This is a genomic window from Pseudomonas sp. FG-3G, from assembly GCF_901007645.1.
Taxonomy (GTDB): Bacteria; Pseudomonadota; Gammaproteobacteria; order Pseudomonadales; family Pseudomonadaceae; genus Aquipseudomonas; species Aquipseudomonas rhizophila.
This window is the reverse complement of sequence record NZ_CAAKGZ010000045.1, coordinates 359,439-384,723: the sequence shown is the minus strand read 5'-3', so window position 1 is coordinate 384,723 and position 25,285 is coordinate 359,439. Positions and strand designations below refer to the sequence as shown.

Below are 25,285 nucleotides of genomic sequence, written 5' to 3'. Positions count from 1 at the left end.
TCCACGCCGGAGCCCATCTTGTCTGACACCCGCCCTCCCGTCCTCGACGAAATCGACCGCCAGCTGATTGCCGCCCTGCAAATCAATGCCCGGGAAAGCGTCGCCATGCTCGCCCGACAATTGGGCATCGCCCGCACCACCGTGACTTCGCGGCTGGCGCGGCTGGAAAAAACCAAGGTCATCACCGGGTACGGCGTGCGTCTGGGGCAGCGGGTGATAGACGGCGGGTTACAGGCTTACGTCGGCATCAAGGTTCAACCGCGCTCCGGCAAGGACGTGCTGCGGCGCTTGAGTGCGATGGCCCAGGTCCAGCAACTGTGTGCGGTCAGCGGCGAATTCGACTATGTGGCCTGGCTGCGCACGGATTCACCGGAGCAGCTGGATCAGTTACTGGATCAGATTGGCAGTGTGGATGGGGTGGAGAAAACCACCACTTCGATCATCCTCAGCAGCAAGATCGATCGGGGGCAGCCGGTCTAGAGGGTGCGACTTAACGTGCTCGCGATGGCGTCGGACCAGCTACCTTTCCATGACCGACATGCCGCTTTCGCGAGCCGGTTTGCTCCCACAGAAAATGCGGATTACCGTGTTTGATGGGAGAAATTTTCGATTCTGACCTGCCCCTCAGGGAACGTTGCAATAATTTCCAACTCTCCACCCATAGCACGAATGTAGTTACGCAATGTACTGATGTACATGTCGGTGCGACGCTCCATCTTCGACACCGCTGCCTGATTGATATGCAGCGTCCTGGCCAGAGCGTCCTGGCTCAACTCCTGCGCCTGACGCAACTCGTGAAGCGGCATTTCTGCCCTCAGTTTCTGATACAGAGCCTGCGTACGAGCCTGGGCGTCAGGCGAACGACGCGCTACTAAATCTGCAAACTTCTTAGCCATTGTCACAACCCTCATTCTTCAAGACTTCCAAATGCTCGTCATAAAGACGCTCAGCCAACGGTACGTGCTCCTGATACCAACGATCCTGACCGGTTTTGTCCCCGCCGATCAGCAGGATGGCGCAGCGACGTGGATCAAATGCATACAGCACACGATAAGGTCTGCCTGCATGTTGCACCCGTAACTCCCGAAGGTTGCCGTGGCGCGAACCTTTGATATCGCTGGTGTGAGGAAAGCCCAAATATGGCCCGGCATCACCAAGCAACATCACCGATACCTGCACATCATCCTGCTCAGATTCACTGAGACGGTCCCACCACATCTCAAATTCGTCGGTGTACTCAACATCCCATCTCATTCCAATATGCCACCCAAGTTATATAACCTCAAGGGAATAACCTTAGCTGTCTGACCAGCTCGATCCTGCAGGCAATTGTTAAATGGGGTTTCTGTGAGCGTTCGATCTGGATCGACAGCGTGAACGGTGTGAAAAAGACCATCACTTCGAAATTTGTACATGTGAGAGCGGGCTTGTTCGCGAAGGCGTCAGCACAGCCAGCCTCCCAGTAACCGCCCACCGCCTTCACCAGAAGGCCCATGTCCACAAGACTCATCTCGTCAATATGACCAATCAATGCATAAAAATGACTGATAACAATCCACAACGACGACACATTGCGTCTTATTAACGTGTTTCACCCTCTCTAGAATGGCTGGCATCTTTCCTATACTCAGACGCGAAAGCCGCGTCGAGTCGCCCAATCAAGGTCAGCCATGAACAAGAACAATCGCCACCCAGCAGACGGCAAGAAGCCCATCACCATTTTCGGGCCGGACTTTCCTTTCGCTTTTGACGACTGGATCGAGCATCCCGCCGGCCTGGGCAGTATTCCCGCCCACAACCACGGGGCAGAAGTCGCGATTGTCGGTGCCGGGATCGCCGGTCTGGTGGCGGCCTACGAGTTGATGAAGCTGGGCCTCAAGCCGGTGGTCTACGAAGCGTCGAAGATGGGTGGGCGCCTGCGCTCACAAGCGTTCAACGGCGCCGAGGGTGTCATAGCCGAGCTGGGGGGCATGCGGTTTCCGGTGTCGTCCACGGCGTTCTATCACTACGTCGACAAACTGGGCCTGGAGACCAAACCGTTTCCCAACCCTTTGACCCCGGCCTCGGGCAGCACGGTCATCGATCTGGAAGGCCAGACCTACTACGCACAAAAGTTGGCCGACCTGCCGGCATTGTTCCAGGAAGTGGCCGACGCCTGGGCGGATGCGCTGGAGGACGGTTCGCGCTTCGGCGATATCCAGCAGGCGATTCGCGACCGCGACGTGCCACGCCTCAAGGCACTGTGGAACACCCTGGTCCCCCTGTGGGACGACCGCACTTTCTACGACTTCGTCGCCACGTCCAAGGCGTTTGCCAAACTCTCGTTCCAGCACCGTGAAGTGTTCGGCCAGGTGGGTTTCGGCACCGGCGGCTGGGACTCGGACTTTCCCAATTCGATGCTGGAAATCTTCCGCGTGGTGATGACCAATTGCGACGATCATCAGCATCTTGTGGTAGGTGGCGTCGAGCAGGTGCCCCATGGCATCTGGAAGCATGTGCCGGAGCGCTGCGCGCACTGGCCAGAAGGTACCAGCCTCAACTCGTTGCACCTGGGCGCCCCGCGCAGCGGTGTGAAGCGCATCGCGCGTGCCGACGATGGCCGGTTCAGCGTGACCGACGTGTGGGACAACACCCGCGAATATGCCGCGGTGCTGGTCACCTGCCAAAGCTGGCTGCTGACCACTCAGATCGAATGCGAAGAGGCGCTGTTCTCGCAAAAAATGTGGATGGCCCTGGATCGCACCCGCTACATGCAATCGTCGAAGACTTTCGTGATGGTCGACCGGCCGTTCTGGAAGGACAAGGATCCGGAAACCGGCCGCGACCTGATGAGCATGACCCTCACCGACCGCCTCACCCGTGGCACCTATCTGTTCGACAATGGCGATGACAAGCCGGGGGTCATTTGCCTGTCTTACTCGTGGATGAGCGATGCGCTGAAAATGCTCCCCCATCCGGTGGAAAAACGCGTGAAGCTGGCGCTCGACGCCTTGAAGAAGATTTACCCCAAGGTGGACATCGCCGCACGGATCATCGGCGATCCGATCACCGTCTCCTGGGAAGCCGACCCGCATTTCCTCGGCGCATTCAAAGGTGCTCTGCCCGGCCACTATCGCTACAACCAGCGCATGTACGCCCATTTCATGCAGGACGACATGCCGGCCGAACAGCGAGGGATCTTTATCGCCGGCGATGACGTCTCATGGACACCGGCCTGGGTTGAGGGCGCGGTACAAACCTCACTCAATGCCGTGTGGGGAATCATGAAGCACTTCGGCGGTGAAACTCACCCCGAGAACCCGGGGCCAGGTGACGTGTTCGACGAAATCGGTCCGATCGCCCTGCCCGAATAAAAGGAGTTTTTGATGCGTGTAGCCCTTTACCAATGTTCACCGCTGCCGCTGGACCCGGCCGCCAACCTGCAACGCCTGCATCAGGTGGCGCTGGAGGCCAGGGGCGCCGATGTGTTGGTGTTGCCGGAAATGTTCCTGACCGGCTACAACATTGGCGTCGACGCGGTGAATGTATTGGCCGAGGTCTACAACGGCGAATGGGCGCAGCAGATCGCTCGCATCGCCAAGGCGGCCAGTCTGGCGATCGCCTATGGCTACCCGGAACGCAGCGAAGATGGGCAGATTTACAACGCGGTGCAACTGATCGACGCCCACGGCGAACGCCTGGCAAATTATCGAAAGAGTCACCTGTTTGGCGATTTGGACCACGCGATGTTCAGCGCTGGCGATAGCGAGCTGCCCATCGTCGAGCTTAACGGCTGGAAGCTTGGCTTTCTGATCTGCTATGACCTGGAGTTTCCGGAAAACGCCCGGCGCCTGGCCCTGGCCGGCGCCGAACTGATCCTGGTGCCCACCGCCAACATGCAGCCCTATGAGTTCATCGCCGATGTCACCGTGCGCGCCCGGGCCATCGAGAACCAGTGTTTTGTGGCTTACGCCAACTATTGCGGTCATGAAGGTGAATTGCAGTACTGCGGGCAAAGCAGCATCGCCGCCCCGGATGGCAGCCGCCCTGCCCTGGCCGGGCTGGACGAGGCCTTGATCGTCGGGGACCTGGATCGGCAACTGATGGAGGATTGCCGTGCGGCCTACAACTACCTGCATGACCGCCGCCCTAAGCTTTACGACGACTTGAACAAACACTGATTGAGAACGCTCCCTTATCCGCTAGCATGAGCGCTTCTCTGTTCTGGAAACGCTCATGTCGGCCGTCGATTCCTTCTGCCCCCACACTGAAACCCTGGCCAACGGCTTGCGAGTGACATTGCGCCATGTCCCCGGCCTCAAGCGCAGCGCTGCGGTGCTGCGGGTGGCGGTCGGCAGCCATGATGCGCCGCTCGCCTGGCCGGGACTGGCGCACTTGCTCGAACATCTTTTCTTCCTCGGCACTGAGCGGTTTCCCACAGAGCAGAACCTGATGACCTACGTGCAACGGCATGGCGGCCAAGTCAATGCCCGCACCAGCGATCGCACCACCGATTTCTTCTTCGAATTATCACCGGCTGCCTTTGCCGGCGGTCTGGAGCGACTCGGGGACATGCTCTCCCATCCGCGCCTGGATGAAACCGTCCAATTGCGCGAGCGAGAAGTGCTGCACGCGGAATTCATCGCCTGGTCTCAGGACCCCACGGCCCAGCGACAAGTGGCCCTGCACGAAGGACTGTCCGCAGCTCATCCACTGCGAGGTTTCCATGCGGGTAATCGCGACAGCCTCGCGGTGCAGCGGGCCGAGTTCCAAATGGCACTACAAGACTTTTATCGAAGGTTCTACCAGAGCGGCCAAATGACGCTGAGTCTGGCGGGCCCGCAAAGCATCGAAGCCTTGAAGGCACTGGCCGAGCAGTTCAGCGGCGATGTACCTGCGGGTGAAGCGGTCACCCGGCAGCCAGCGCCGGAGCTGATGGCATCGCACCAGGCCGGTTATCAACAGGTCAGCCCAGGACGTCTCGATCTGCTGTGCGCCTTCGAAGGTTTACCGGTCGCCTCGCCGCAAGCCATGGATTTTCTCTGCACATGGCTGAACAACAGTAAACCGGGCGGCCTGCTCGCCACCTTGCGTCAACGCGGTCTGGCTGACAGCCTCAAGGCTTCGGCGCTGTACGAGTTTGCCGAGCAGGCGCTGTTGCACATCGAGTTCAAACTCGATAACGATCACGCACTGAACGACATTCAGCCATTGCTGCACGATTGGTTGGGATTTTTCGCCGCCCAAGACGACTGGGCGCCCTTGCGCGATGAGTTCAGCGCCCGCCTGCAACGTCGGCAGGAAACGGCAACGGCGTTGCAACTGGCCCGTTGGGACAATGAAGAACGCGCTGTTCAACTGTCGGAAAACGATCTGTCGCGGCTCAGGCAAATTCTCAAGCAATTGCACCCGGCGGAGCACGTCACCGGGCAATGGCAACTGCCCGCGCCCAACCCGTTCCTGCAAACGGCAAGCGAACCACCCCGTACCGGGTTGATACGCGGCCAGACCAGCGCCCATCGCGGTCTGCGCACCTTCGCCCAGGACCGCTCCCGGGGCCGGCGGGAACGTTCCCCCATGCAGTTCAGCCAAGGGCTGGCGGACAACACCCCACAAGGCGCGGTGTATCTGCGCTGGCGCCTGGCGACGCTGCCCCCGCTCGACCTCTCGGCCAGGCTTGATCGGCATCTGCAGGATCTGCGTGAAGACGCGCAGCAGGCCGGCGTGGAAGTCACCTTTGAGCCCTGCGCCGACCAATGGCTGCTGAAGCTGGTTGGCCTGCAGGCACCGATGCCCTTGGTGCTAGAGCACATTCTGACGAAGCTGGGACAACCACTGCCGCCGGCGTCAGCGAAGAGCGAACCTGCGCTGATACCGATTCGACACCTGTTGAAGGAGTTGCCGATTCATTGCCAGCAAAACTCCTCATCGTCAGCCTTGGCGCTGCCCGATCGCGACAACAGCGTGTGGACGACGGCGCATTGGGACGCACTGGCCATCGGTCTGTCGGCCGCCACCCAGGGAGCAATGGGCCCGGTGCTGGCCCGGGTGCCCGGCATTGCCGGCCAGCAAGCCCAACCGGCCTCCCCTTGCGGGCAGCCGATCTGGCACACCCTTCAGACCCACGGCGACGAACAGGCCGTGTTGTTGTTTTGTCCCACGCCTACCCGAGCCCTGCGCGACGAAGCCGCATGGCGGTTGCTGGCACAGCTGTGTCAAACAGCGTTTTACCAGCGCCTGCGGGTCGAGTTGCAGTTGGGTTACGCAGTGTTCAGCGGTGTGAAGCAGATCGATGGGCAGACCGGTTTGTTGTTCGGTGTCCAATCACCCAGCGCCTCGGCGGCCCAGTTGATCGCCCATATCGACCAGTTCCTGAGCGGCCTGCCGGACCGTCTCCAGCAGCTCGACGATTCGACGCTGGCCAGTCAGCAGCAGGCCCTCGCCGCCCAGTTCCAGAGCGCCGCCCTACCCTGCGCCCAAGCGGCCGAACTGCTCTGGCAGGGCAAACTCGCTGGCCATCCGTCGGATTATCTAGAGCAATTGTCCGACGCCATCATGCGTGTGAATCGAGAACAGCTGATGGACGCCGTGGGGCATCTGACTAGCGCCGAAAGTGCACGCTATTGCCTGACCAATGGAGCCTGCCCTGGAGAGCCCTGGCACGCGGTGCCGTGATCATTACAGTCTGTGCAATGAGCTTTCTTGGAGAATTGCGGCCAACGAATATGTCAGATTTAGTAACATAGCCGCCTAAGCATCTGAACATCTCCCTTCGGAGGTGGACTATATGTATAGGTCTCAACCGACCCATCCTGATTACAGCATCCCACCTAAAGGAGTATTTCCATGTCTTGGTCCAAACCCGCATATATCGACCTGCGTATCGGTTTCGAAGTCACCATGTACTTCGCCAGCCGTTGATTGCTGCAGGCGGTTGAACGCGCAGCACAACGCCTCGGTCAGCCGGGGCGTTTTTTATTTAGGTTTGCAGATGGAGCGGCCATGTTTGTCCAGATTCTAGGTTCCGCCGCCGGCGGCGGTTTCCCCCAGTGGAATTGCAACTGCGCCAATTGCGCAGGTTTTCGCAACGGCAGCCTGCGAGCCCAGGCACGCACTCAGTCGTCCATCGCGATTTCCGATGATGGCGTGAACTGGGTGCTGTGCAATGCCTCCCCGGACATTCGCGCCCAGCTCCAAGGGTTCGCCCCGATGCAACCGGGTCGGGCACTGCGGGACACCGGTATCGGCGCCATCATTCTGATGGACAGCCAGATCGACCACACCACCGGCCTGCTCAGCCTGCGCGAAGGCTGCCCGCATCAAGTCTGGTGCACCGACATGGTCCATGAAGACCTGAGCACGGGTTTTCCGCTGTTCAACATGCTGACCCACTGGAACGGCGGGCTGAGCTGGAACCGCATCGAACTCGACCAGCCGTTCACCATCCCGGCCTGCCCGAACCTGCGCTTCACTCCCCTGCCGCTGCGCAGCGCCGCGCCGCCCTATTCACCGCACCGTTTCGATCCGCACCCAGGCGACAACATCGGCCTAATCGTCGAAGACCTGCGCACCGGCGGCAAGCTGTTTTACGCCCCTGGCCTGGGCAAAGTCGACGAGCCTTTGCTGGAGATCATGGCCGGCAGCGATTGCCTGTTGGTGGACGGCACGATGTGGGACGACGATGAAATGCAGCGTCGTGGCGTCGGCACCCGCACCGGTCGCGAGATGGGCCATCTGGCACAGAACGGGCCTGGCGGGATGATCGAAGTGCTGGAGCAACTGCCCGAGCCGCGCAAGGTCCTTATTCATATCAACAATACCAACCCGATCCTCGACGAAGACTCGCCCGAGCGGGCCGAGCTTGTACGTCGAAAGATTGAGGTGGCTTACGACGGAATGAGTATTGAGTTGTAGGACGGGCGCGACGATTGTGGGCGTGGGTGTGCGCTGTTTCAGCCAATCGCTGCTGGCTGATGAGACGCCATCGCGAGCAGGCTCGCCCCCACAGTAGTTTGAGTCGTACCGGATATTTCATGCGTTACAGATCGAGTGTGGCAGCGAGCCTGCTCGCGATGGGGCCAACCCTGACGCCACAGAATCCACGGGAATTGCCCGGAGAACCGCAATGACTGATACCCCCCTGTCCCCCGCCGAGTTCGAAGCGGCCCTGCGTGCCAAGGGTGCGTATTACCACATTCATCACCCGTATCACGTGGCGATGTATGAGGGCCGCGCCACTCGCGAGCAGATCCAGGGCTGGGTCGCGAACCGTTTTTACTATCAGGTGAACATCCCGCTCAAGGATGCCGCGATCCTGGCCAACTGCCCGGACCGGGAAATCCGCCGCGAGTGGATCCAGCGCCTGCTCGACCATGACGGCGCGCCCGGCGAAGACGGCGGCATCGAAGCCTGGTTGCGGCTGGGTCAGGCGGTTGGCCTGGATCCCGATCAACTGCGCTCCCAGGAACTGGTGCTGCCGGGCGTGCGCTTCGCGGTGGATGCCTACGTCAACTTCGCCCGCCGCGCCTCTTGGCAGGAAGCCGCCAGCAGCTCCCTGACCGAAATGTTCGCACCACAGATCCATCAGTCGCGCCTGGACAGCTGGCCGCAGCATTACCCCTGGATCGACCCCGCCGGCTACGAATATTTCCGCACCCGCCTGGGCCAGGCCCGGCGAGACGTGGAGCACGGCCTGGCGATTACCTTGCAGCATTACACCACCCGCGAAGGCCAGGAGCGCATGCTGGAGATTCTCCAGTTCAAACTGGACATCCTCTGGAGCATGCTCGATGCCATGAGCATGGCCTACGAATTGAACCGCCCGCCCTATCACAGCGTGACCGGGCAACGGGTGTGGCACAAAGGAATTACCTTATGAGTTTCGATCGCAGCAAGACCCCACGCTGGCGCCCCGGCTACCGTTTCCAGTACGAGCCGGCACAGAAGGGCCACGTGCTGCTCTATCCTGAAGGCATGATCAAGCTCAACGACAGCGCTTCGCTGATTGGCGGCCTGATCGACGGTGAACGGGATGTGGCCGCCATCATTGGCGAGTTGGCCAGACAGTTCCCCGACGTGCCGGAACTCGGTGACGACATCGAGCAATTCATGGAGGTCGCCCGTGCAGAGCATTGGATCGAACTTGTCTGACGCCACAAGCCTGCCGCCCAAGCCTGAAGTCGGCCTGCCGCTGTGGCTGCTGGCCGAGCTGACCTACCGTTGCCCGTTGCAATGCCCGTACTGCTCCAATCCGCTGGACTTCGCCGAACAGGGCAAGGAGCTGAGTACCGAGCAGTGGTTCAAGGTGTTTCGCGAGGCGCGTGAGATGGGCGCCGCGCAATTGGGCTTTTCCGGCGGCGAGCCGCTGGTGCGCCAGGACCTGGCCGAACTGATCGCCGAGGCGCGCAGGCTGGGTTTCTACACCAACCTGATCACCTCTGGCATCGGCTTGACCGAGCAGAAAATCAGCGATTTCAAAAAGGCCGGCCTCGACCACATCCAGATCAGTTTCCAGGCCAGCGACGAACAGGTGAACAACCTGCTGGCCGGTTCAAAGAAAGCCTTCGCGCAAAAACTGGAAATGGCCCGGGCGGTCAAGGCCCACGGCTATCCGATGGTGCTGAACTTCGTCACCCATCGGCACAACATCGACAAGATCGACCGCATTATCGAGCTGTGCATCGCCCTTGAAGCCGACTTCGTCGAACTCGCCACCTGCCAGTTCTACGGCTGGGCGCAGCTCAACCGCGTCGGCCTGCTGCCCACCCGGGAACAACTGGTGCGTGCCGAACGTATCACCAACGAATACCGCGCCAGACTGGAGGCCCAAGGGCATCCGTGCAAGTTGATCTTCGTCACCCCGGACTATTATGAAGAACGCCCCAAGGCCTGCATGAACGGCTGGGGCAGCATTTTCCTGACCGTCACGCCGGACGGCACCGCATTGCCCTGTCACGGCGCCCGTCAGATGCCCGTGCAATTTCCCAACGTGCGTGACCACAGCATGCAGCACATCTGGTACGACTCGTTCGGCTTCAATCGTTTCCGCGGCTATGACTGGATGCCCGAGCCGTGCCGCTCGTGTGATGAAAAAGAAAAGGACTTCGGCGGCTGTCGCTGCCAGGCGTTCATGCTCACGGGCGATGCGAGCAATGCCGACCCGGTGTGCAGCAAATCCGAGCATCACGGGATGATTCTTCAGGCTCGGGAAGACGCCGAGCATGCCACTCAGACGATTGAACAACTGGCCTTTCGCAATGAACGAAACTCACGCCTCATCGCCAAAGGCTGATTCTTTCAGCGCAGCCCAGGCCGTTGCGGCAGGCATCGACTTCGCTGAGCTGCAAGCCGGGCCCCTTGGACTGTTCTGGAATCAATACCGTCCCGAAGACGGTGCCTGCCGGATCTGGCATTGGCAGGATGCCAAGGCCCGATGCCTGACCCCGGACGGGTTCAGTGTCCGCAGCCGGGTTTATGAATACGGCGGCGGTTCGTTCTGCCTGAGCGACGACGGTGTGCTGTTCGTCAATGAGGCCGATCAGCAGGTGTATCACCAGTCGCTGGCCGGCGAACAACCCGTGGCGCTGACCTCAAGTGATTGTCGATATGGCGATCTTCACTTCGCTTGCGGCCAGGTGCTGGCGGTGGAGGAGCAGGCCAACCAGCATCGCCTGGTCTCGATCGGCCTGGCAGATCATCAGCGACATCTGCTGGCCGAAGGTGCGGACTTCTACGCCGCGCCGACCTTGAGTCCAGATGGTCGACGACTGGCCTGGATTGAGTGGAGCCGCCCCCATCAACCGTGGACGTCAACGAGACTGATGCTGGCCGAGCGCAACGCTGGCGCCTGGAATGAACCGCGTTGCGTCGCGGGCAGCGCTAACGAGGAGTCCATTCAGCAACCGCGTTTTGATGATTGCGGTCGCCTTTACTGCCTGAGCGATCGTGGCGGTTATTGGCAGCCCTGGATTGAATCCGCCGACGACCTGGAGCCGCTGCCCGCCGCCGAAGCCGATCACGCCCCTGCACCCTGGCAACTGGGCGGCTGTACGTGGCTGCCGCTGGGCGAACGCGATTACCTGGCGAGTTGGACCGAGGCGGGGTTCGGGCGACTGGGCCTCTGCCGCAGCGACGGCGTATACGAGGATTTCACCGGCTCCTATTCGCGTTTTCGCAGCTTGGCACTCGATGAGCGGTTCATTTATGCCATCGCCGCTGCGCCAATCAGCCCGTCGGCGGTGATAGCCATTGAGCGGCAAAACCATGCAGTGGTGGTGCTCGCCGGTGGCGTTGCGCCGTTGCCCATCGAACACATCAGTCGCCCCCGGACCCTGCGCTATCCCTCGGCTTCCAGCCAAGCCCATGGGTTCTTTTACCCGGCCATGAACGCCGAAGAGAAGCCGCCATTGGTGGTGTTCATCCATGGCGGACCGACCTCGGCGTGTTATCCCATTTTTGATCCGCGCATCCAGTACTGGACCCAGCGCGGCTTTGCCGTAGCCGATCTCAATTACCGCGGCAGCAGCGGTTATGGCCGGGCCTATCGACAGGCGCTGTATTTGAATTGGGGGGTGGTTGACGTCGAGGATGCCTGCGCGGTGGTCACGTACCTTGAGGAACAAGGCTTGATCAATGGCCGTCGCGCGTTCATTCGTGGCGGCAGTGCCGGCGGCTACACGACTCTTTGCGCCCTGGCGTTCCATGACGTGTTCCGCGCCGGCGCCAGTCTCTATGGTGTCAGCGACCCCGTCGCCCTGGGCCAGGCCACGCACAAATTCGAAGGCGATTATCTGGATTGGTTGATCGGCGACCCGCAACAGGACGCCGAACGCTATCGGGACCGCACGCCACTGCTGCACGCTGATCAGATCCGCACCCCGGTGATATTTTTCCAGGGTGAACTGGATGCCGTGGTCGTGCCGCAGCAGACACGCGATATGGTCGAGGCATTGCAGAACAACGGCATCGCGGTAGAAGCGCATTACTACGCCGATGAGCGCCATGGCTTTCGCAAGGCGATCAACCAGGCTCATGCGCTGGAGCATGAATGGTTGTTCTATCGCAGGGTGATGGATGGCCCCCTATAGGGCAAATGCAAAACCAAATGTGGGAGCGAGCCTGCTCGCTCCCACAGGGGATTTGTGCAAACCAACAAATTCAGCGCTTGGCGATGATGTACACCGCATGCACGATGCCCGGGATGTAACCCAACAGAGTCAGCAGGATGTTGAGCCAGAATGCCCCGCCGAAGCCCACTTGCAGAAACACACCCAATGGCGGCAGCAGAATGGCGATGATGATTCGAATGATATCCATGGATGACTCCTGATTGGCGATGGCCACATTGCCATATAGCACATGGACACCCGACCGCTCGTCAGGGTTCAGTGCGAAGCCATCCAGAAGGGATAAAGCGCGGGAAGATAAAAACGCGGACAAAAGAAAACCCCGCCGAAGCGGGGCTTTGCAGACTGTTTCCCTGACATCCATTTCGCTCCGCCATCCTGGCAGAATCCTACGTGTCCGTGTTTTTGCTTTGCGCATCCTGCGCGACGTCCATGTGAAGTAGATTAGCTCTGGATCCAATCAGCCGATAGAGGGAAAACGCCAGCACGGCGTGTAAGCATTTGCTTACACGCCGTCAGATTTCAAAACTGCCCGGCGTCCAGCAGGAACAGTGACTCACTACCCGCCTTCACCGAGGCACTCAGGGAGTGGATGCGCGGCAGCAGACGGGCGAAGTAGAACCGCGCCGTGCCCAGTTTGCTCGCATAGAAATCATCCTGCGCTTCTTTGCCCAAGGCCGCCTTGGCCATCAATGCCCACATATAGGCATAGGCGGTGTAGCCAAACGCCTGGAGGTATTCCACCGAAGCCGCGCCGATTTCGTTCGGGTTGCTTTTCGCCCGGTCCAACAGCCACTCGGTCAGTTCATCCAGCGTACCGACAGCGTCGTTCAACGGCTTGGTGAACTCGGCCAGATCACTGCTCGCGGTAGCGGTGAAGTGGCGGATTTCGTCAGCGAACAGCTTGTAGAACACCCCGCCACTGCCGACGATCTTGCGCCCTACCAGGTCCAGCGCCTGGATACCGTTGGTGCCTTCGTAGATCTGGGTGATGCGCACGTCACGCACCAGTTGCTCCTGACCCCATTCGCGAATGTAGCCGTGGCCGCCGAAAATCTGCTGGCCATGGACAGTGGTTTCCAGTCCCAGATCCGTCAGGAACGCCTTCGCTACCGGGGTCAGCAAGGCCACCAGATCTTCGGCACGCTTGCGGGTGGCCGGGTCTTCGCTGAACTTGGCGGTGTCCAGTTGCATCGCCACGTAGGTGGAAAATGCCCGGCCACCTTCGTTCGAGGCTTTCATGGTCAGCAACATCCGACGCACGTCCGGGTGGACGATGATCGGGTCAGCGACTTTGTCTTTGTTCTGCGCACCGGTTGGCGAACGACTTTGCAGGCGGTCACGGGCATATTCGATGGCGTTCTGGTAGGAGCGCTCACCGGTGGCCAGGCCCTGGATACCCACACCCAAACGCTCGTAGTTCATCATGGTGAACATCGCCGCCAGGCCTTTGTTCGGCTCGCCGACCAGATAACCCACGGCGTCGTCGAAGTTCATCACACAGGTGGCGGACGCCTGGATGCCCATCTTGTGTTCGATCGACCCGCAATTGGCCGCGTTACGCGCCCCCAGGCTGCCGTCGGCGTTAACCATGAACTTGGGCACCAGGAACAGCGAGATGCCTTTAGGGCCTGCCGGTGCGTCCGGCAACTTTGCCAGCACCAGGTGGATGATGTTTTCGGTGAGGTCGTGTTCGCCGCCAGTAATGAAGATCTTGGTGCCGCTGACCTTGTAGGAACCATCGGCCTGAGATTCGGCCTTGGTGCGAATGATGCCCAGGTCCGTACCGGCATGCGGCTCGGTCAGGCACATGGAACCGGCCCAGACGCCGGCGTACATGTTCGGCAGGTAGGCTGCTTTCAGCTCTTCACTGGCGTGGGCATTGATCGACAGGCAAGCCCCGGCGGTCAGCATGGGGTACAGGCCGAAGGACAGGCTGGCGGAGTTGACCATTTCTTCGACCTGAGCCGAAACAGCCTTGGGCATGCCCATGCCGCCGTAGGTCGGATCACCACCGACACCGACCCAGCCGCCTTCAGCGTAAGTCTTGTAGGCCTGTGGGAAACCGGCTGGCGTGGTGACGGCACCATCAGCCCAGTGGCAACCTTCTTCGTCAGCTGCACGGCTGAGGGGGGCAACGCTTTTGCTGGTGACTTTGCCGGCTTCCTCAAGGATCGCCTCGACGGTTTCAGCGTCTACGGTCTCGGCCAGCGCCGGCAGTTGAGCCCAGAGCTTCGCGACCTCGAACACTTCATTGAGGACGAAGCGCATATCGCGCAGGGGCGCTTTGTAGTCAGCCATGGCAAACCTCGCAAGATCTAAACAATTGGTTCGTAAGAAAACGGTTTTTGCAGTGGCCTGAGTGTACCCCAACAACTTTTGCGACACATAGGGTCAGCCAGTGACTGTTTTGTTATTTTTAGTCACCACAGAAAAGATCGCAGGCTTCGCCAGTTCCTACAGGGAATATGCGCACGTCTGTAGGCGCTGGCGAAGCCTGCGATCTTTGTCCTCCTCACATCAGAGGGCAAACAACTCCGCCGGCAGCTTCATCAAGCAATCGCTCCCCGCCTCCACCGCGGCCCGATGGGCAGCGGTCCTTGGCAGCAGGCGCTTGAAGTAAAACTCACAGGTCGCCAGTTTGCCCCGGCAGAAATCCGCATCACCTTCGCCTGCATCCAGTTGCGCCTGGGCCACCAACGCCATGCGCAGCCACAGATAGGCCAGGATGATGTAACCGCTGTACATCAGATAGTCCACCGAAGCGGCGCCGACTTCATCGGGGTTCTTCATGGCCGCCATGCCAACCCGGGTGGTCAGTTCGCCCCATTGCTGGTTGAGCCCGTTGAGTTGCGCGACGTAATCCTTGAGCTGCGCATGTTCAGCGTTGGCGGCGCAGAACTTATGGACGATTTTGGTGAACCCTCGCAGCAACTTGCCCTGGCTGCCCAACACCTTGCGCCCCAATAGATCCAAGGCCTGGATGCCGTTGGTGCCTTCATAGATCGGCGCAATACGGCAGTCGCGCACCAGCTGTTCCATGCCCCACTCACGAATGAAACCATGGCCGCCAAACACCTGCATGCCGTGGTTGGTTACTTCCAGGCCAGTATCGGTCATGAAAGCCTTGCAGATCGGGGTGAGGAACGCCAGCAGGTCTTCGGCCTCCTGGCGGGCGGTTTCGTCGCTGCTCAGGTGTGCGATATCCAGCAGTTGCGCGGTGAAGTAAGTCAGCGCCCGGTTGCCCTCGTTGAAGGCTTTCATGGTCAGCAACATCCGGCGCACATCGGGGTGGACGATGATCGGATCGGCGGCTTTTTCCGGCGCCTTGGGGCCGGTCAGCGAGCGCATCTGCAAACGGTCGTTGGCATATTTGATCGCGCCCTGGAAGCTCGCTTCCCCGAGGCACAGGCCCTGCATGCCGGTGCCCAGCCGGGCATGGTTCATCATGGTGAACATGCAGTTCAGACCCTTGTTCGGCTCGCCGATCAAGAATCCCTTGGCCCCGTCGAAATTAAGCACGCAGGTGGCGGACGCCTTGATGCCCATCTTGTGCTCGATCGAGCCGCAGGAGACGCCATTGCGCGGTCCCGCTTCGCTACTGGCGTCTGGCAGGAACTTGGGCACGATGAACAGCGAGATACCTTTGGTCCCGGCAGGCGCATCCGGCAGTTTGGCGAGCACCAAGTGAATGATGTTGTCGCTCATGTCGTGTTCGCCGGCGGAAATGAAAATCTTGCTGCCGGTAATCGCGTAGCTGCCATCGGCCTGAGGCAAGGCTCGGGTCTTGATGATGCCCAGGTCCGTGCCGCAATGGGCTTCGGTGAGGCACATCGTGCCGGTCCATTGACCGGCCGTGAGCTTGGTGAGGTAGGCCTGTTTCTGCTCTTCGGTGCCGTGGGCATGAATGGCCGACATCGCACCATGGGTCAGGCCCGGGTACATGCCCCAGGAGGTGTTGCTGGAGCCGACCATTTCGCTGATGACCAGGCCCAGGGAACTGGGCAATCCTTGGCCGCCGTAAGTCGGGTCCGCCGCCAGCCCGTGCCAGCCGCCCTCTACGTACTGTGCGAAAGCCTGCTTGAATCCTGTAGGCGTGGTGACCACGCCGTTGTCGAAATGGCAGCCTTCTTCGTCACCGGAGCGATTGAGCGGCGCCAGCACATTCTCACAGAACCTGGCGCCTTCCTCGAGGATCGCGCTGACCATGTCCGGGCTGGCATCGCTGGCGCCCAGTTCGGCATAGCGGCCAGGGAAATCGAAGACGTGATCGATCAGAAAGCGCATGTCGCGCAGCGGGGCTTTGTACTCGGGCATGGTGGTCTTCTCCGGTAACAGGTCGTTCAAACCTACTGCCGGCCACCGAGGCTCACAATCACAGTCCAGACGCTGAATGCGCCATCATCACTCAACCCGCGGCCGCTTCCATGCGCACCGCACCGCGACGGTTCTGCCCATAGGCAATCACACAGTTACGCCCGGCTCCCTTGGCGTTGTAGAGAGCCTGGTCAGCGGATTTGAGCACTTCTTCGGGGGTGCGCTGTTCGATGCGCTCGGCCACACCGATGCTGACCGTCACCGATACACTGGATGCCCCGGCACCGGCACGACGCTGGCGACCTTGTTGATCATCCTGGGGACGACTGTCGGGATTGCGTAGCTGGATGCTGTAGTTCGCGATGGATTCGCGAATGACTTCCAGATGAGGCATGCACTCTTCGATGGTTTTTCCTGCGAATACCAGCGCAAATTCCTCTCCGCCGTAGCGATAAGCCCTACCGCCACCGCTGATTTTCGACAGTTTGCTGGCGACCAGACGCAACACCTGGTCGCCCACGTCGTGGCCGTGGGTGTCATTGAATTTCTTGAAATGGTCCACGTCGCTCATCGCCAAGACATAATTGCGACCCAGGCGCTGCATGCGCTCATTCAGTGCCCGACGCCCCGGCAGGCCGGTCAGTTCGTCACGGAACGCCATCTGATAAGCCTCGTGGGCGACCGCCGCCGCGATCATCAGCATCACCTGGCTGCACATGATGTTCAGGGTGAATGGCAGGATGAAGGTCTTGGGCAACATCCAGAACACCCCGAGCAAACCCACCAATTGCGCGGCATGCAACGGTCGCGGATGGCGCCAGTATTGCCAGGCCAGCAACACAAAGGCGGCGATGAACACCGGGTAGGACAACTGGATCAGGCTCATCCAGGCACCGTGCAACGCTGGCCAGCGGATCTCCGAAAGCCACAACAGCAGGGCCTGGGGAAAACTTTGCTCCAGGGCCAGCGCCACGCTTCCAAAGATCAGCAGCACCGCGAACCGCGCCACCATGTCCTGGAACAAATGAGTCCGCTCCTGCCACGCGGCGAACAGGCCAAACAACAGCGGCAACAACAGGCAGACGAGGTGAAACACCACCGCTGCGTCATCGCGCACCTTGCCGTTGTCGCGATAGAAGTCGGTCTGGGTGTCCAGCAGGAAATAGGCGATGTACACCGTGATCATCAGAAACAGCTCACGCTGACGTCGGTAAACGGCGCAATACGCCCCTCCGAGCAACAACACCAATGTAGGAAGAACGTTGAACAGGGAGGTGAAAAAGACATTGAGATCCTTGACGTAGGCAGCCGCAAGCCCCGCCAGCAATAGCACCAATGACGGTAGGAAATGACTGAGACGTACAGCGGAAGAACGCGGCAAGGGTAAAGCTCCGACCCGGCTGATCAAAGATGGCATTGTGCCTGCTACTGGAGCATTAAGGCACGCAAGATGTGACAGATGTCACACTGCCATCCTTGTAACGGCAGGGGGGGATGTTTTCTTAGGGCTTTGTTGGATGAATGTTGTTCCACGATTGCCAACAACTCCTGTGGGAGCGAGCCTGCTCGCGATAGCGGTGGGTCAGCCCACAATGATGTTGGATATGCCGCCGTCATCGCGAGCAGGCTCGCTCCCACAGGGGTTGTGGTCAGGCGCAAAAAAGCCGCTGCTCCCGAAGGAAGCAGCGGCTTTTTTAGAAGAACCGCGTAAGGCTTAGTAACCCAGTGCGAAGTCTTCTTCTTTCATGTCCATCAGGTTGTTGGCGCCCGACAACATGGTTGCCACGTGAGTGCGGGTGCGTGGCAGGATGCGCTGGAAGTAGAAGCGCGCGGTCTGCAGCTTGGCGGTGTAGAAAGCTTCTTCGGTGGTGCCGGCTGCGAGTTTTTCCGCCGCCAGGCGCGCCATGTCAGCCCAGAAGTAGGCCAGACAGGCGTAACCGGAGTACATCAGGTAATCCACCGAGGCCGCGCCAACTTCTTCGCGGTCTTTCATGGCCGCCATACCGACCTTCATGGTCAGCTCGCCCCATTCCTTGTTCAGCGCAGCCAGAGGTTCTACGAACTCTTTGACCGCGTCGTTGCCTTCGTTGCTTTGGCAGAACTTGTGAACGATCTTGGTGAAGCCCTTGAGCGCTTCGCCCTGGGTCATCAGCACTTTGCGGCCCAGCAGGTCGAGGGCCTGGATGCCGGTGGTGCCTTCGTACAGCATCGAAATGCGGCTGTCGCGAACGTTCTGCTCCATGCCCCACTCGGCGATGAAACCGTGACCGCCATAAATCTGCACGCCGTGGTTGGCCGATTCGAAGCCGACTTCAGTCATGAACGCCTTGGCGATCGGCGTCATGAACGCCAGCAGCGCATCGGCTTTTTTCTTCTCTTCTTCATCGACGCCGTATTTGACGATGTCCACTTGCTTGGCGGTGAAGTAAACCATCGCCCGGTTACCTTCGGCGAAGGCCTTCATGGTCAGCAGCATGCGACGCACGTCGGGGTGCACGATGATCGGGTCGGCAGCCTTGTCCGGCGCTTTCGGGCCAGTCAGAGAACGCATTTGCAGACGGTCACGGGCGTACTTCAGGCCACCCTGGAAGCCGATTTCGGCGTGAGCCAGGCCTTGCAGCGCGGTGCCCAGGCGTGCGGTGTTCATGAAGGTGAACATGCAGTTCAAGCCTTTGTTCGCCGGGCCAATCAGGAAACCGGTGGCCGCGTCAAAGTTCATCACGCAAGTGGCGTTGCCGTGGATGCCCATCTTGTGTTCCAGCGAACCACAGCTCACCGCATTGCGCTGACCGATGGAGCCGTCGGCGTTAGGCAGGAACTTGGGAACGATGAACAGCGAAATACCTTTGGTACCGGCCGGAGCGTCCGGCAGGCGTGCCAGAACGATATGGACGATGTTGTCGGCCATGTCGTGTTCGCCGGCCGAAATGAAGATCTTGGTGCCGCTGACCTTGTACGAACCGTCGGCCTGAGGCTCGGCCTTGGTGCGCAGCATGCCCAGGTCAGTGCCGCAGTGCGGCTCGGTCAGGCACATGGTCCCGGTCCATTCGCCGGAAACCAGCTTGGTCAGGTAGGCCTCTTGCTGCTCGGGCGTACCGTGCTCGGAAATCGTGTTCATCGCGCCATGGGACAGGCCTGGGTACATGCCCCACGACCAGTTGGCTTCGCCGACCATCTCGCTGACCGCCAGGCCCAGGGACTCCGGCAGGCCTTGACCACCATGCTCAACGTCGTGGGCCAGGCTTGGCCAGCCGCCTTCGACGAATTGCTTGTAGGCTTCCTTGAAGCCGCTCGGGGTCTTCACACCGGATTCGCTCCAGGTGCAGCCCTCGATGTCGCCCACACGGTTCAGCGGCGCCAGCACCTGCTCACAAAACTTGGCGCCTTCTTCAAGAATGGCGTCAACCATGTCTGGCGTTGCGTCCTGGCAAGCCGGAAGGCTCTGATAGTGCGCTTCATAGCCAAGCAGTTCGTCACGAACGAAGCGAATATCACGCAAGGGGGCCTTGTAGTCAGGCATAGCGATAAACCTCTGCTGATGTAACCGGGAATGAACGACCGCATGGATTTGTTGTGACGGTCAAACAGTTGTTTGAAACATACGTTTACGCCTAAATCTTGTCAAGCGTCGATCTTTTGCCGTTCGTCATCGTCCCGGAAAAAATCCCAGGCACAGCAATTCACCGCAGCGAAACACTCACAGCGTCCGTAGGAAAAGATTAGTTGAGCCAGAAGGAGTTAGAGACGAAAACGCCGCGAATAATCGCGGCGTTTTGACAAACCTGAAGTAGAGGATCAGACGAAAGTGTCGATCAACGTACCGAGCATTTCATCGGAAGCCTTGGCCACGTTCACGCCCAGTTCGACCTGAAATTTGCCCTGGGACATTTCAACCATGTTGCTGGCCAAGTCCGATTGCTGGCTGCGATCCACCGACCGCAAGCGATCGGCTTGCAGTTCGGACGACTGGCTGGTGACCGAACGCTCGATCGTATTGTTGGCAATCTGGCTAGAGGCCTGATCGACACGGTTCTGCCCTGTCTGAATAGTGCTCAGACCGGCATAGAACGCGGTATTTCCTGAGATTTCCATGGCAGAACTCGTCTTCTTGAAGGGTAGACAGCGATCATTGAAACAGAAGCCTGGGGAAAAGGCCCGACAAAAACACTAATGGCACAGTGCCTTGTCATAGTGAAAACCTTAGTAGTCCAGCAAATCCAGGTGCAGATGCGCAGCCACGGCTTCGGCGGTGATGCCCTTGATTTTCGGCACACGCCCCAAGCACGGCGCCGGCAGGCGTTCGGCCAGGGTCGCCAGATTTTCTTCCAGCCGCGATGTCTTGGGGTCGATGATATTGGCCACCCAACCCGCCAGTTGCAGGCCGTCCCGGGCGATGGCCTCGGCGGTCAGCAGGGCGTGGCTGATGCAGCCCAGGCGCACGCCCACCACCAGGATCACCGGTAGCCCCAGTGCCATCGCCAAGTCCGAGAGGTTGTCCTGATCGGCCAACGGAACGCGCCAGCCGCCCGCGCCTTCGATCAGAGTGAAATCGGCCTCCAAGGCCAACACTTCACGCATCGGCCCCAGCAACGATTGCACAGTCAAGGCCACGCCGGCTTCCCGAGCGGCCAGGTGAGGCGCGATGGCCGGCTCGAACGCCACCGGGTTGACCTGGGCATACACAAGCGGCACCGAGCATTCGGCCAACAGCGCCAAGGCATCGGCGTTGCGCAGGCCCTTGGGCGTTACTTCGCAACCGGAGGCCACAGGCTTACCGGCGGCGGTGCTCATGCCAGCCTGTCGCGCAGCATGCAGCAGGCCTGCCGCGACGGTGGTTTTGCCCACGTCGGTGTCGGTACCGGTGATGAAATAAGCCTGGCTCATAGCGGTTTCTCCAGCACGGCGTAAACCACCCGGTAGGTCGCGGGCAAACCCTGTACCTGACGAAACTGTTCGTAAGCGTCAACCAGCGCGAGGATCCGCGCCCTGCCCGTCAACCCGCCGGGCCGGCCGGGGTTCAGATTGTGGGCGCCGAGGGCTTTCAATTCATGGGTCAGACCGCGCACGTCCGGGTAATACATCACATGGGGACGGTTTTCCAGGCTGATAACGTTCAGCCCGCTGGCCTCACATAGCTGTTGATACGTTTCGAACCCGCGAAAACGGTTGACGTGCACCAGGCCATCCACCTGACGCCAGCTGTCGCGCAGTTCGTACAACGTGCCGACGCAAAGGCTTGTAAAGGCAAACACGCCACCGGGTTTCAAAACCCGATGGACTTCGTTCAACACCGAGGCAAAATCCGCGCACCACTGCACCGCCAGGCTAGAGAACACCAGATCGCAGCTGGATGCCTGCAAGGGCAACCGCTCGGCATCACCGGCTATAAAGTGCGCAGCACCACCCTGAGGGCGAGCATGGTTGAGCATACCTTCGGCGATATCCAGCGCCAACCCGGTCACCTCGCCGAAGCGCGTACCCAGCGCCCGCGTGAAATAGCCGGTGCCACAACCCAGGTCCATCCAGCGCTCAGGCATGATCGAAGCAGGCAGCCGGTCCAGCAACTGCTGGCCTACGTCGCGCTGCAGCTCGGCGACGCTGTCGTAACTGGTCGCCGCCCGGGAAAACGAGGCCGCCACCTGGCGCTTGTCCGGCAAGGCACCGGGCAATTTGGCAACAGACAAATCAGTCATCATCGGACTCATGCAAAAAAGCCTGAATCGCCCCCGCCACACCGTGGGGGTCTTCCAGAGGGAATCCGTGGCCGGTCTGTTCGATCAGACCGATTTCAACATCGGGCAGCAACACCAGCAATTCACCCGCTGCCTCAGCCGGTACCAGGGCATCGAGCCCGGCAAACACGTGGAGCTGCGGGCCGCCGAAGCCCTGCAAGGCGGCGCGGGTATCCAGTTGCGCCAGCAGCTCGAGCCCGGCCATCAACACATCCGGCGAAGTGACTGGCGCACCCGCCAGCAACAATCGCGACAAGCCGCGCGGATCGCTGCAACCCTGGGCACATAACAAACTGAAGCGTTTGAGGGTCTGGCGCGGGTCGGCGGCGCACCCGGCGAGAAACCCATCAAAGGTTTCACCGGCCATCGCGCTCGGCCATTGATCGTGGGCCACGAAAGAAGGGTTGCTCGCCAGGGTCAACAAGCCGCAACAGCGCTCGCCCCGACGCGACGCCAGCTCGCCGGCCAGCATGCCGCCCAGCGACCAGCCACCCAACCAGGCATCCTGGGGCAATGTGGCATCCAGCTCATCGAGCCATTCATTGAGGTCGCTTGAGGTCAGTGTCGGCAACGGCTCGATCTCGACCCGCAGATGTTCATCGAGCCCTTGCAGCGCAGCCGCCAGAGGCTCCAGCGGGGAAACGCCCAAGCCCCAACCAGGCAGCAATATCAGTCGATCACGCATGGCTTGGCTCCGGTCCCAGTTGTGCAAAACACTCGGCCAATGCCTCCAGCAGTAGCTGCACCTGAGCCTCACTGTGAGCGGCGGTCAAGGTCACGCGCAGACGAGCGCTGCCGGCCGGTACGGTGGGTGGGCGGATCGCAGTGACCATCAGTCCCCGCTCACGCAGCATCTGCGACAAGCGCATCGCCCGCCCCGCATCGCCGATCAGGATCGGCTGGATCGGCGTGAAACTGTCCATCAATTGCAGGCCGATCTGCTCGGCACCGTGGCGAAACTGGCGGATCAGCACCTGCAAATGTTCGCGCCGCCAATGCTCGCTGCGCAGCAGCTCAAGGCTCTTGAGCGTAGCGCAGGCCAGAGCCGGCGGTTGACTGGTGGTGTAGATGTAGGGACGAGCGAACTGGATCAGGCTTTCGATCAGGTCTTCACTGCCGGCGACAAAAGCACCGGCAGTACCGAAGGCTTTGCCCAGGGTGCCGACCAATACCGGCACGTCATCCTGGCTCAAGCCAAAATTTTCGACGATCCCGCCGCCATTGGCCCCCAACGGGCCGAAACCGTGGGCATCATCGACCATCAGCCAGGCGCCCTTGGCCCTGGCTGCACGGGCCAGGGCCGGCAGATCGGCGATGTCGCCGTCCATGCTGAACACACCATCGGTAACCACCAGCGTATTGCCGGTGGCTTTCTCCAGACGGTTGGCCAGGCTCTGGGCATCGTTGTGCAGGTAACGGTTGAAGCGCGCGCCGGACAGCAACCCGGCGTCGAGCAACGAAGCGTGGTTGAGTCGATCCTCCAGCACCGTATCACCCTGCCCCACCAGTGCGGTGACAGCGCCAAGGTTGGCCATGTAGCCAGTGGTGAACAGCAGTGCCCGCGGGCGGCCAGTCAAGTCAGCCAGGGCTTCTTCCAGGGCATGATGAGGCCCGCTGTGGCCGATCACCAGATGGGAAGCACCGCCACCCACGCCCCATCGCGCCGCACCGGCGCGCCAGGCTTCGATCACTTGCGGATGATTGGCCAGGCCCAGGTAATCATTGTTGCAGAACGCCAGCAGCGGCTGGCCGTCCACCACCACCTCTGGCCCCTGCGGACTTTCGAGCAGCGGGCGCTGGCGATAGAGGTTTTCGGCACGACGGGCAGTCAGGCGTGCGGCGAGATCGAAGGGCATGCAGGCCTCGGGGTGAACCGCTATTTAAAGACTGGAGGAGATCCCCCTGTGGGAGCGAGCCTGCTCGCGATAGCGGCGTGCCAGTCAACATAAATGTTGAATGCTCCATCGCCATCGCGAGCAGGCTCGCTCCCACATTTTTTTTGCGTCAGCTCAGAGGGCGGCGTTGTAGAACTGCTCGCTGCTCTTCTGCTCCACCAGCGCCTGTTCAATAGCCGCCTGATGCACTTCATCAGCATGCTCTTCGCGGGCCTCCGGCTGGATGCCCAGGCGAGCGAACAGTTGCATGTCCTTGTCGGCTTGCGGGTTGGCGGTGGTCAGGAGTTTGTCGCCATAAAAAATCGAGTTGGCACCGGCGAAAAATGCCAGGGCCTGCATCTGTTCGTTCATCGCTTCGCGGCCGGCGGACAGGCGTACATGGGACTTGGGCATCAGGATCCGCGCCACGGCGAGCATGCGAATGAAATCGAACGGGTCGACGTCTTCGGCGTTTTCCAGTGGCGTGCCGGCGACTTTTACCAGCATGTTGATCGGCACCGATTCCGGATGCTCCGGCAGGTTCGCCAGCTGGATCAGCAGGTTGGCGCGATCGTCCAGGGACTCGCCCATGCCCAGGATGCCGCCGGAGCAGATCTTCATCCCCGAATCTCGCACGTAAGCCAGGGTTTGCAGACGCTCGCTGTAGGTACGAGTGGTGATGATGCTGCCGTAGAACTCCGGCGACGTGTCGAGGTTGTGGTTGTAGTAGTCCAGGCCGGCCTGGGCCAGGGCCTGGGTCTGGTCCTGATCGAGGCGGCCCAGGGTCATGCAGGTCTCCAGGCCCATGGCCTTCACGCCTTTGACCATCTCCAGCACATAAGGCATGTCCTTGGCCGACGGATGCTTCCACGCCGCGCCCATGCAGAAACGGGTCGAGCCGATGGCCTTGGCACGGGCGGCCTCTTCGAGGACTTTCTGCACTTCCAGCAACTTTTCTTTTTCCAGCCCGGTGTTGTAGTGACCGGACTGCGGACAATATTTGCAATCTTCCGGGCAGGCGCCGGTCTTGATCGACAGCAGCGTGGACACCTGGACGCGGTTGGCGTCGAAATGCGCGCGGTGCACGGTCTGCGCCTGGAACAACAGGTCATTGAAGGGCTGGACGAAGAGAGCTTTGACTTCGGCCAAAGACCAGTCATGACGCAGGTTGGCAGTGGTGCTGGCGCTCATGGGCATTTCCTTGATTATGCTTGGCTGGCACCTGGGGACATGGAATACCCACAGGCGCGACACGGAT

The 25,285-nt window shown here is 60.4% G+C and carries 24 protein-coding genes; 10 read left to right on the top strand and 14 right to left on the bottom strand.

Annotated elements, in window-relative coordinates:
- Positions 1–18 precede the first annotated feature (18 nt).
- Positions 19–480: an Lrp/AsnC family transcriptional regulator gene (locus PSEUDOMOFG3G_RS27650; protein ID WP_024779396.1), complete on the top strand. Its 462-nt coding sequence runs from the start codon at positions 19–21 to the stop codon at positions 478–480.
- Positions 481–581: 101 nt separating this feature from the next.
- Here the strand turns inward: PSEUDOMOFG3G_RS27650 and PSEUDOMOFG3G_RS27645 are convergent, their stop codons facing one another.
- From PSEUDOMOFG3G_RS27645 to PSEUDOMOFG3G_RS27635, 3 genes are read right to left on the bottom strand one after another with little or no spacing between them, the layout of a single operon-like run.
- Entirely contained in the window at positions 582–896 is a 315-nt protein-coding gene (locus PSEUDOMOFG3G_RS27645) for an XRE family transcriptional regulator (protein ID WP_139049021.1), read from the bottom strand.
- On the bottom strand, positions 889–1,254 hold the full coding sequence (locus PSEUDOMOFG3G_RS27640; RefSeq protein ID WP_139049020.1) for a type II toxin-antitoxin system RelE/ParE family toxin: 366 nt from the start codon (positions 1,252–1,254) through the stop codon (positions 889–891). Before PSEUDOMOFG3G_RS27640 ends, PSEUDOMOFG3G_RS27645 begins: the two co-directional genes overlap by 8 nt.
- Before the next feature lie 28 nt (positions 1,255–1,282).
- Positions 1,283–1,570, bottom strand: coding sequence for a hypothetical protein (locus PSEUDOMOFG3G_RS27635; RefSeq protein WP_139049019.1), 288 nt, complete (start codon positions 1,568–1,570; stop codon positions 1,283–1,285).
- Positions 1,571–1,670: 100 nt separating this feature from the next.
- Here PSEUDOMOFG3G_RS27635 and PSEUDOMOFG3G_RS27630 point away from each other — a divergent pair, with 100 nt between their 5' ends.
- The 9 genes from PSEUDOMOFG3G_RS27630 to PSEUDOMOFG3G_RS27590 all read left to right on the top strand — a co-directional run bounded on the left by PSEUDOMOFG3G_RS27630 (position 1,671) and on the right by PSEUDOMOFG3G_RS27590 (position 12,065).
- Positions 1,671–3,353 (top strand): NAD(P)/FAD-dependent oxidoreductase, encoded by a 1,683-nt coding sequence (locus tag PSEUDOMOFG3G_RS27630; protein ID WP_139049018.1) that lies wholly within the window; start codon positions 1,671–1,673, stop codon positions 3,351–3,353.
- 12 nt (positions 3,354–3,365) lie between these two features.
- Positions 3,366–4,160, top strand: coding sequence for a carbon-nitrogen hydrolase family protein (locus PSEUDOMOFG3G_RS27625; RefSeq protein WP_139049017.1), 795 nt, complete (start codon positions 3,366–3,368; stop codon positions 4,158–4,160).
- A 55-nt stretch (positions 4,161–4,215) separates the two neighbouring features.
- Entirely contained in the window at positions 4,216–6,654 is a 2,439-nt protein-coding gene (gene pqqF, locus PSEUDOMOFG3G_RS27620) for a pyrroloquinoline quinone biosynthesis protein PqqF (protein WP_139049016.1), read from the top strand.
- A gap of 171 nt (positions 6,655–6,825) precedes the next feature.
- Positions 6,826–6,900, top strand: a complete 75-nt coding sequence (gene pqqA / locus PSEUDOMOFG3G_RS27615) for a pyrroloquinoline quinone precursor peptide PqqA (protein WP_003177660.1) — start codon at positions 6,826–6,828, stop codon at positions 6,898–6,900.
- A gap of 81 nt (positions 6,901–6,981) precedes the next feature.
- On the top strand, positions 6,982–7,893 hold the full coding sequence (pqqB, locus tag PSEUDOMOFG3G_RS27610; protein WP_047228104.1) for a pyrroloquinoline quinone biosynthesis protein PqqB: 912 nt from the start codon (positions 6,982–6,984) through the stop codon (positions 7,891–7,893).
- A 211-nt stretch (positions 7,894–8,104) separates the two neighbouring features.
- Positions 8,105–8,857: a pyrroloquinoline-quinone synthase PqqC gene (gene pqqC / locus PSEUDOMOFG3G_RS27605; RefSeq protein WP_047228105.1), complete on the top strand. Its 753-nt coding sequence runs from the start codon at positions 8,105–8,107 to the stop codon at positions 8,855–8,857.
- Entirely contained in the window at positions 8,854–9,129 is a 276-nt protein-coding gene (pqqD, locus tag PSEUDOMOFG3G_RS27600) for a pyrroloquinoline quinone biosynthesis peptide chaperone PqqD (RefSeq protein WP_107323006.1), read from the top strand. The genes pqqC and pqqD overlap by 4 nt, the downstream gene beginning before the upstream one ends.
- Entirely contained in the window at positions 9,101–10,270 is a 1,170-nt protein-coding gene (pqqE, locus tag PSEUDOMOFG3G_RS27595; RefSeq protein WP_076383424.1) for a pyrroloquinoline quinone biosynthesis protein PqqE, read from the top strand. The genes pqqD and pqqE overlap by 29 nt, the downstream gene beginning before the upstream one ends.
- Complete coding sequence (locus tag PSEUDOMOFG3G_RS27590; RefSeq protein WP_139049015.1) at positions 10,236–12,065, top strand: S9 family peptidase; 1,830 nt, start codon at positions 10,236–10,238, stop codon at positions 12,063–12,065. Before pqqE ends, PSEUDOMOFG3G_RS27590 begins: the two co-directional genes overlap by 35 nt.
- Positions 12,066–12,135: 70 nt before the next feature.
- On the opposite strand, the gene PSEUDOMOFG3G_RS27585 is transcribed toward PSEUDOMOFG3G_RS27590, so the two are convergent.
- The 11 genes from PSEUDOMOFG3G_RS27585 to bioB form a co-directional block, all read right to left on the bottom strand.
- Positions 12,136–12,294: a YqaE/Pmp3 family membrane protein gene (locus tag PSEUDOMOFG3G_RS27585; protein WP_038436734.1), complete on the bottom strand. Its 159-nt coding sequence runs from the start codon at positions 12,292–12,294 to the stop codon at positions 12,136–12,138.
- A 332-nt stretch (positions 12,295–12,626) separates the two neighbouring features.
- Positions 12,627–14,405: an acyl-CoA dehydrogenase C-terminal domain-containing protein gene (locus PSEUDOMOFG3G_RS27580; protein ID WP_139049014.1), complete on the bottom strand. Its 1,779-nt coding sequence runs from the start codon at positions 14,403–14,405 to the stop codon at positions 12,627–12,629.
- A gap of 219 nt (positions 14,406–14,624) precedes the next feature.
- Complete coding sequence (locus tag PSEUDOMOFG3G_RS27575; RefSeq protein WP_139049013.1) at positions 14,625–16,421, bottom strand: acyl-CoA dehydrogenase C-terminal domain-containing protein; 1,797 nt, start codon at positions 16,419–16,421, stop codon at positions 14,625–14,627.
- Positions 16,422–16,512: 91 nt separating this feature from the next.
- Complete coding sequence (locus PSEUDOMOFG3G_RS27570) at positions 16,513–17,802, bottom strand: GGDEF domain-containing protein (protein ID WP_047228110.1); 1,290 nt, start codon at positions 17,800–17,802, stop codon at positions 16,513–16,515.
- A 333-nt stretch (positions 17,803–18,135) separates the two neighbouring features.
- Positions 18,136–19,941, bottom strand: coding sequence for a phenylacyl-CoA dehydrogenase (locus PSEUDOMOFG3G_RS27565; protein ID WP_047228111.1), 1,806 nt, complete (start codon positions 19,939–19,941; stop codon positions 18,136–18,138).
- 275 nt (positions 19,942–20,216) lie between these two features.
- Entirely contained in the window at positions 20,217–20,513 is a 297-nt protein-coding gene (locus PSEUDOMOFG3G_RS27560; protein WP_107323009.1) for a pyrroloquinoline quinone biosynthesis protein PqqE, read from the bottom strand.
- A gap of 108 nt (positions 20,514–20,621) precedes the next feature.
- Complete coding sequence (gene bioD, locus PSEUDOMOFG3G_RS27555; protein ID WP_139049011.1) at positions 20,622–21,305, bottom strand: dethiobiotin synthase; 684 nt, start codon at positions 21,303–21,305, stop codon at positions 20,622–20,624.
- Positions 21,302–22,114, bottom strand: a complete 813-nt coding sequence (gene bioC, locus PSEUDOMOFG3G_RS27550) for a malonyl-ACP O-methyltransferase BioC (RefSeq protein ID WP_047228114.1) — start codon at positions 22,112–22,114, stop codon at positions 21,302–21,304. Before bioC ends, bioD begins: the two co-directional genes overlap by 4 nt.
- Positions 22,107–22,838 carry an alpha/beta fold hydrolase gene (locus PSEUDOMOFG3G_RS27545; RefSeq protein WP_139049010.1) on the bottom strand — a complete coding sequence of 244 codons (732 nt, stop codon included), beginning with the start codon at positions 22,836–22,838 and terminating at the stop codon, positions 22,107–22,109. Before PSEUDOMOFG3G_RS27545 ends, bioC begins: the two co-directional genes overlap by 8 nt.
- Positions 22,831–24,009: an 8-amino-7-oxononanoate synthase gene (bioF, locus tag PSEUDOMOFG3G_RS27540; protein WP_139049009.1), complete on the bottom strand. Its 1,179-nt coding sequence runs from the start codon at positions 24,007–24,009 to the stop codon at positions 22,831–22,833. The genes PSEUDOMOFG3G_RS27545 and bioF overlap by 8 nt, the downstream gene beginning before the upstream one ends.
- Positions 24,010–24,162: 153 nt before the next feature.
- Positions 24,163–25,218, bottom strand: a complete 1,056-nt coding sequence (bioB, locus tag PSEUDOMOFG3G_RS27535; RefSeq protein ID WP_047228117.1) for a biotin synthase BioB — start codon at positions 25,216–25,218, stop codon at positions 24,163–24,165.
- Between the last annotated feature and the right edge of the window lie 67 nt (positions 25,219–25,285).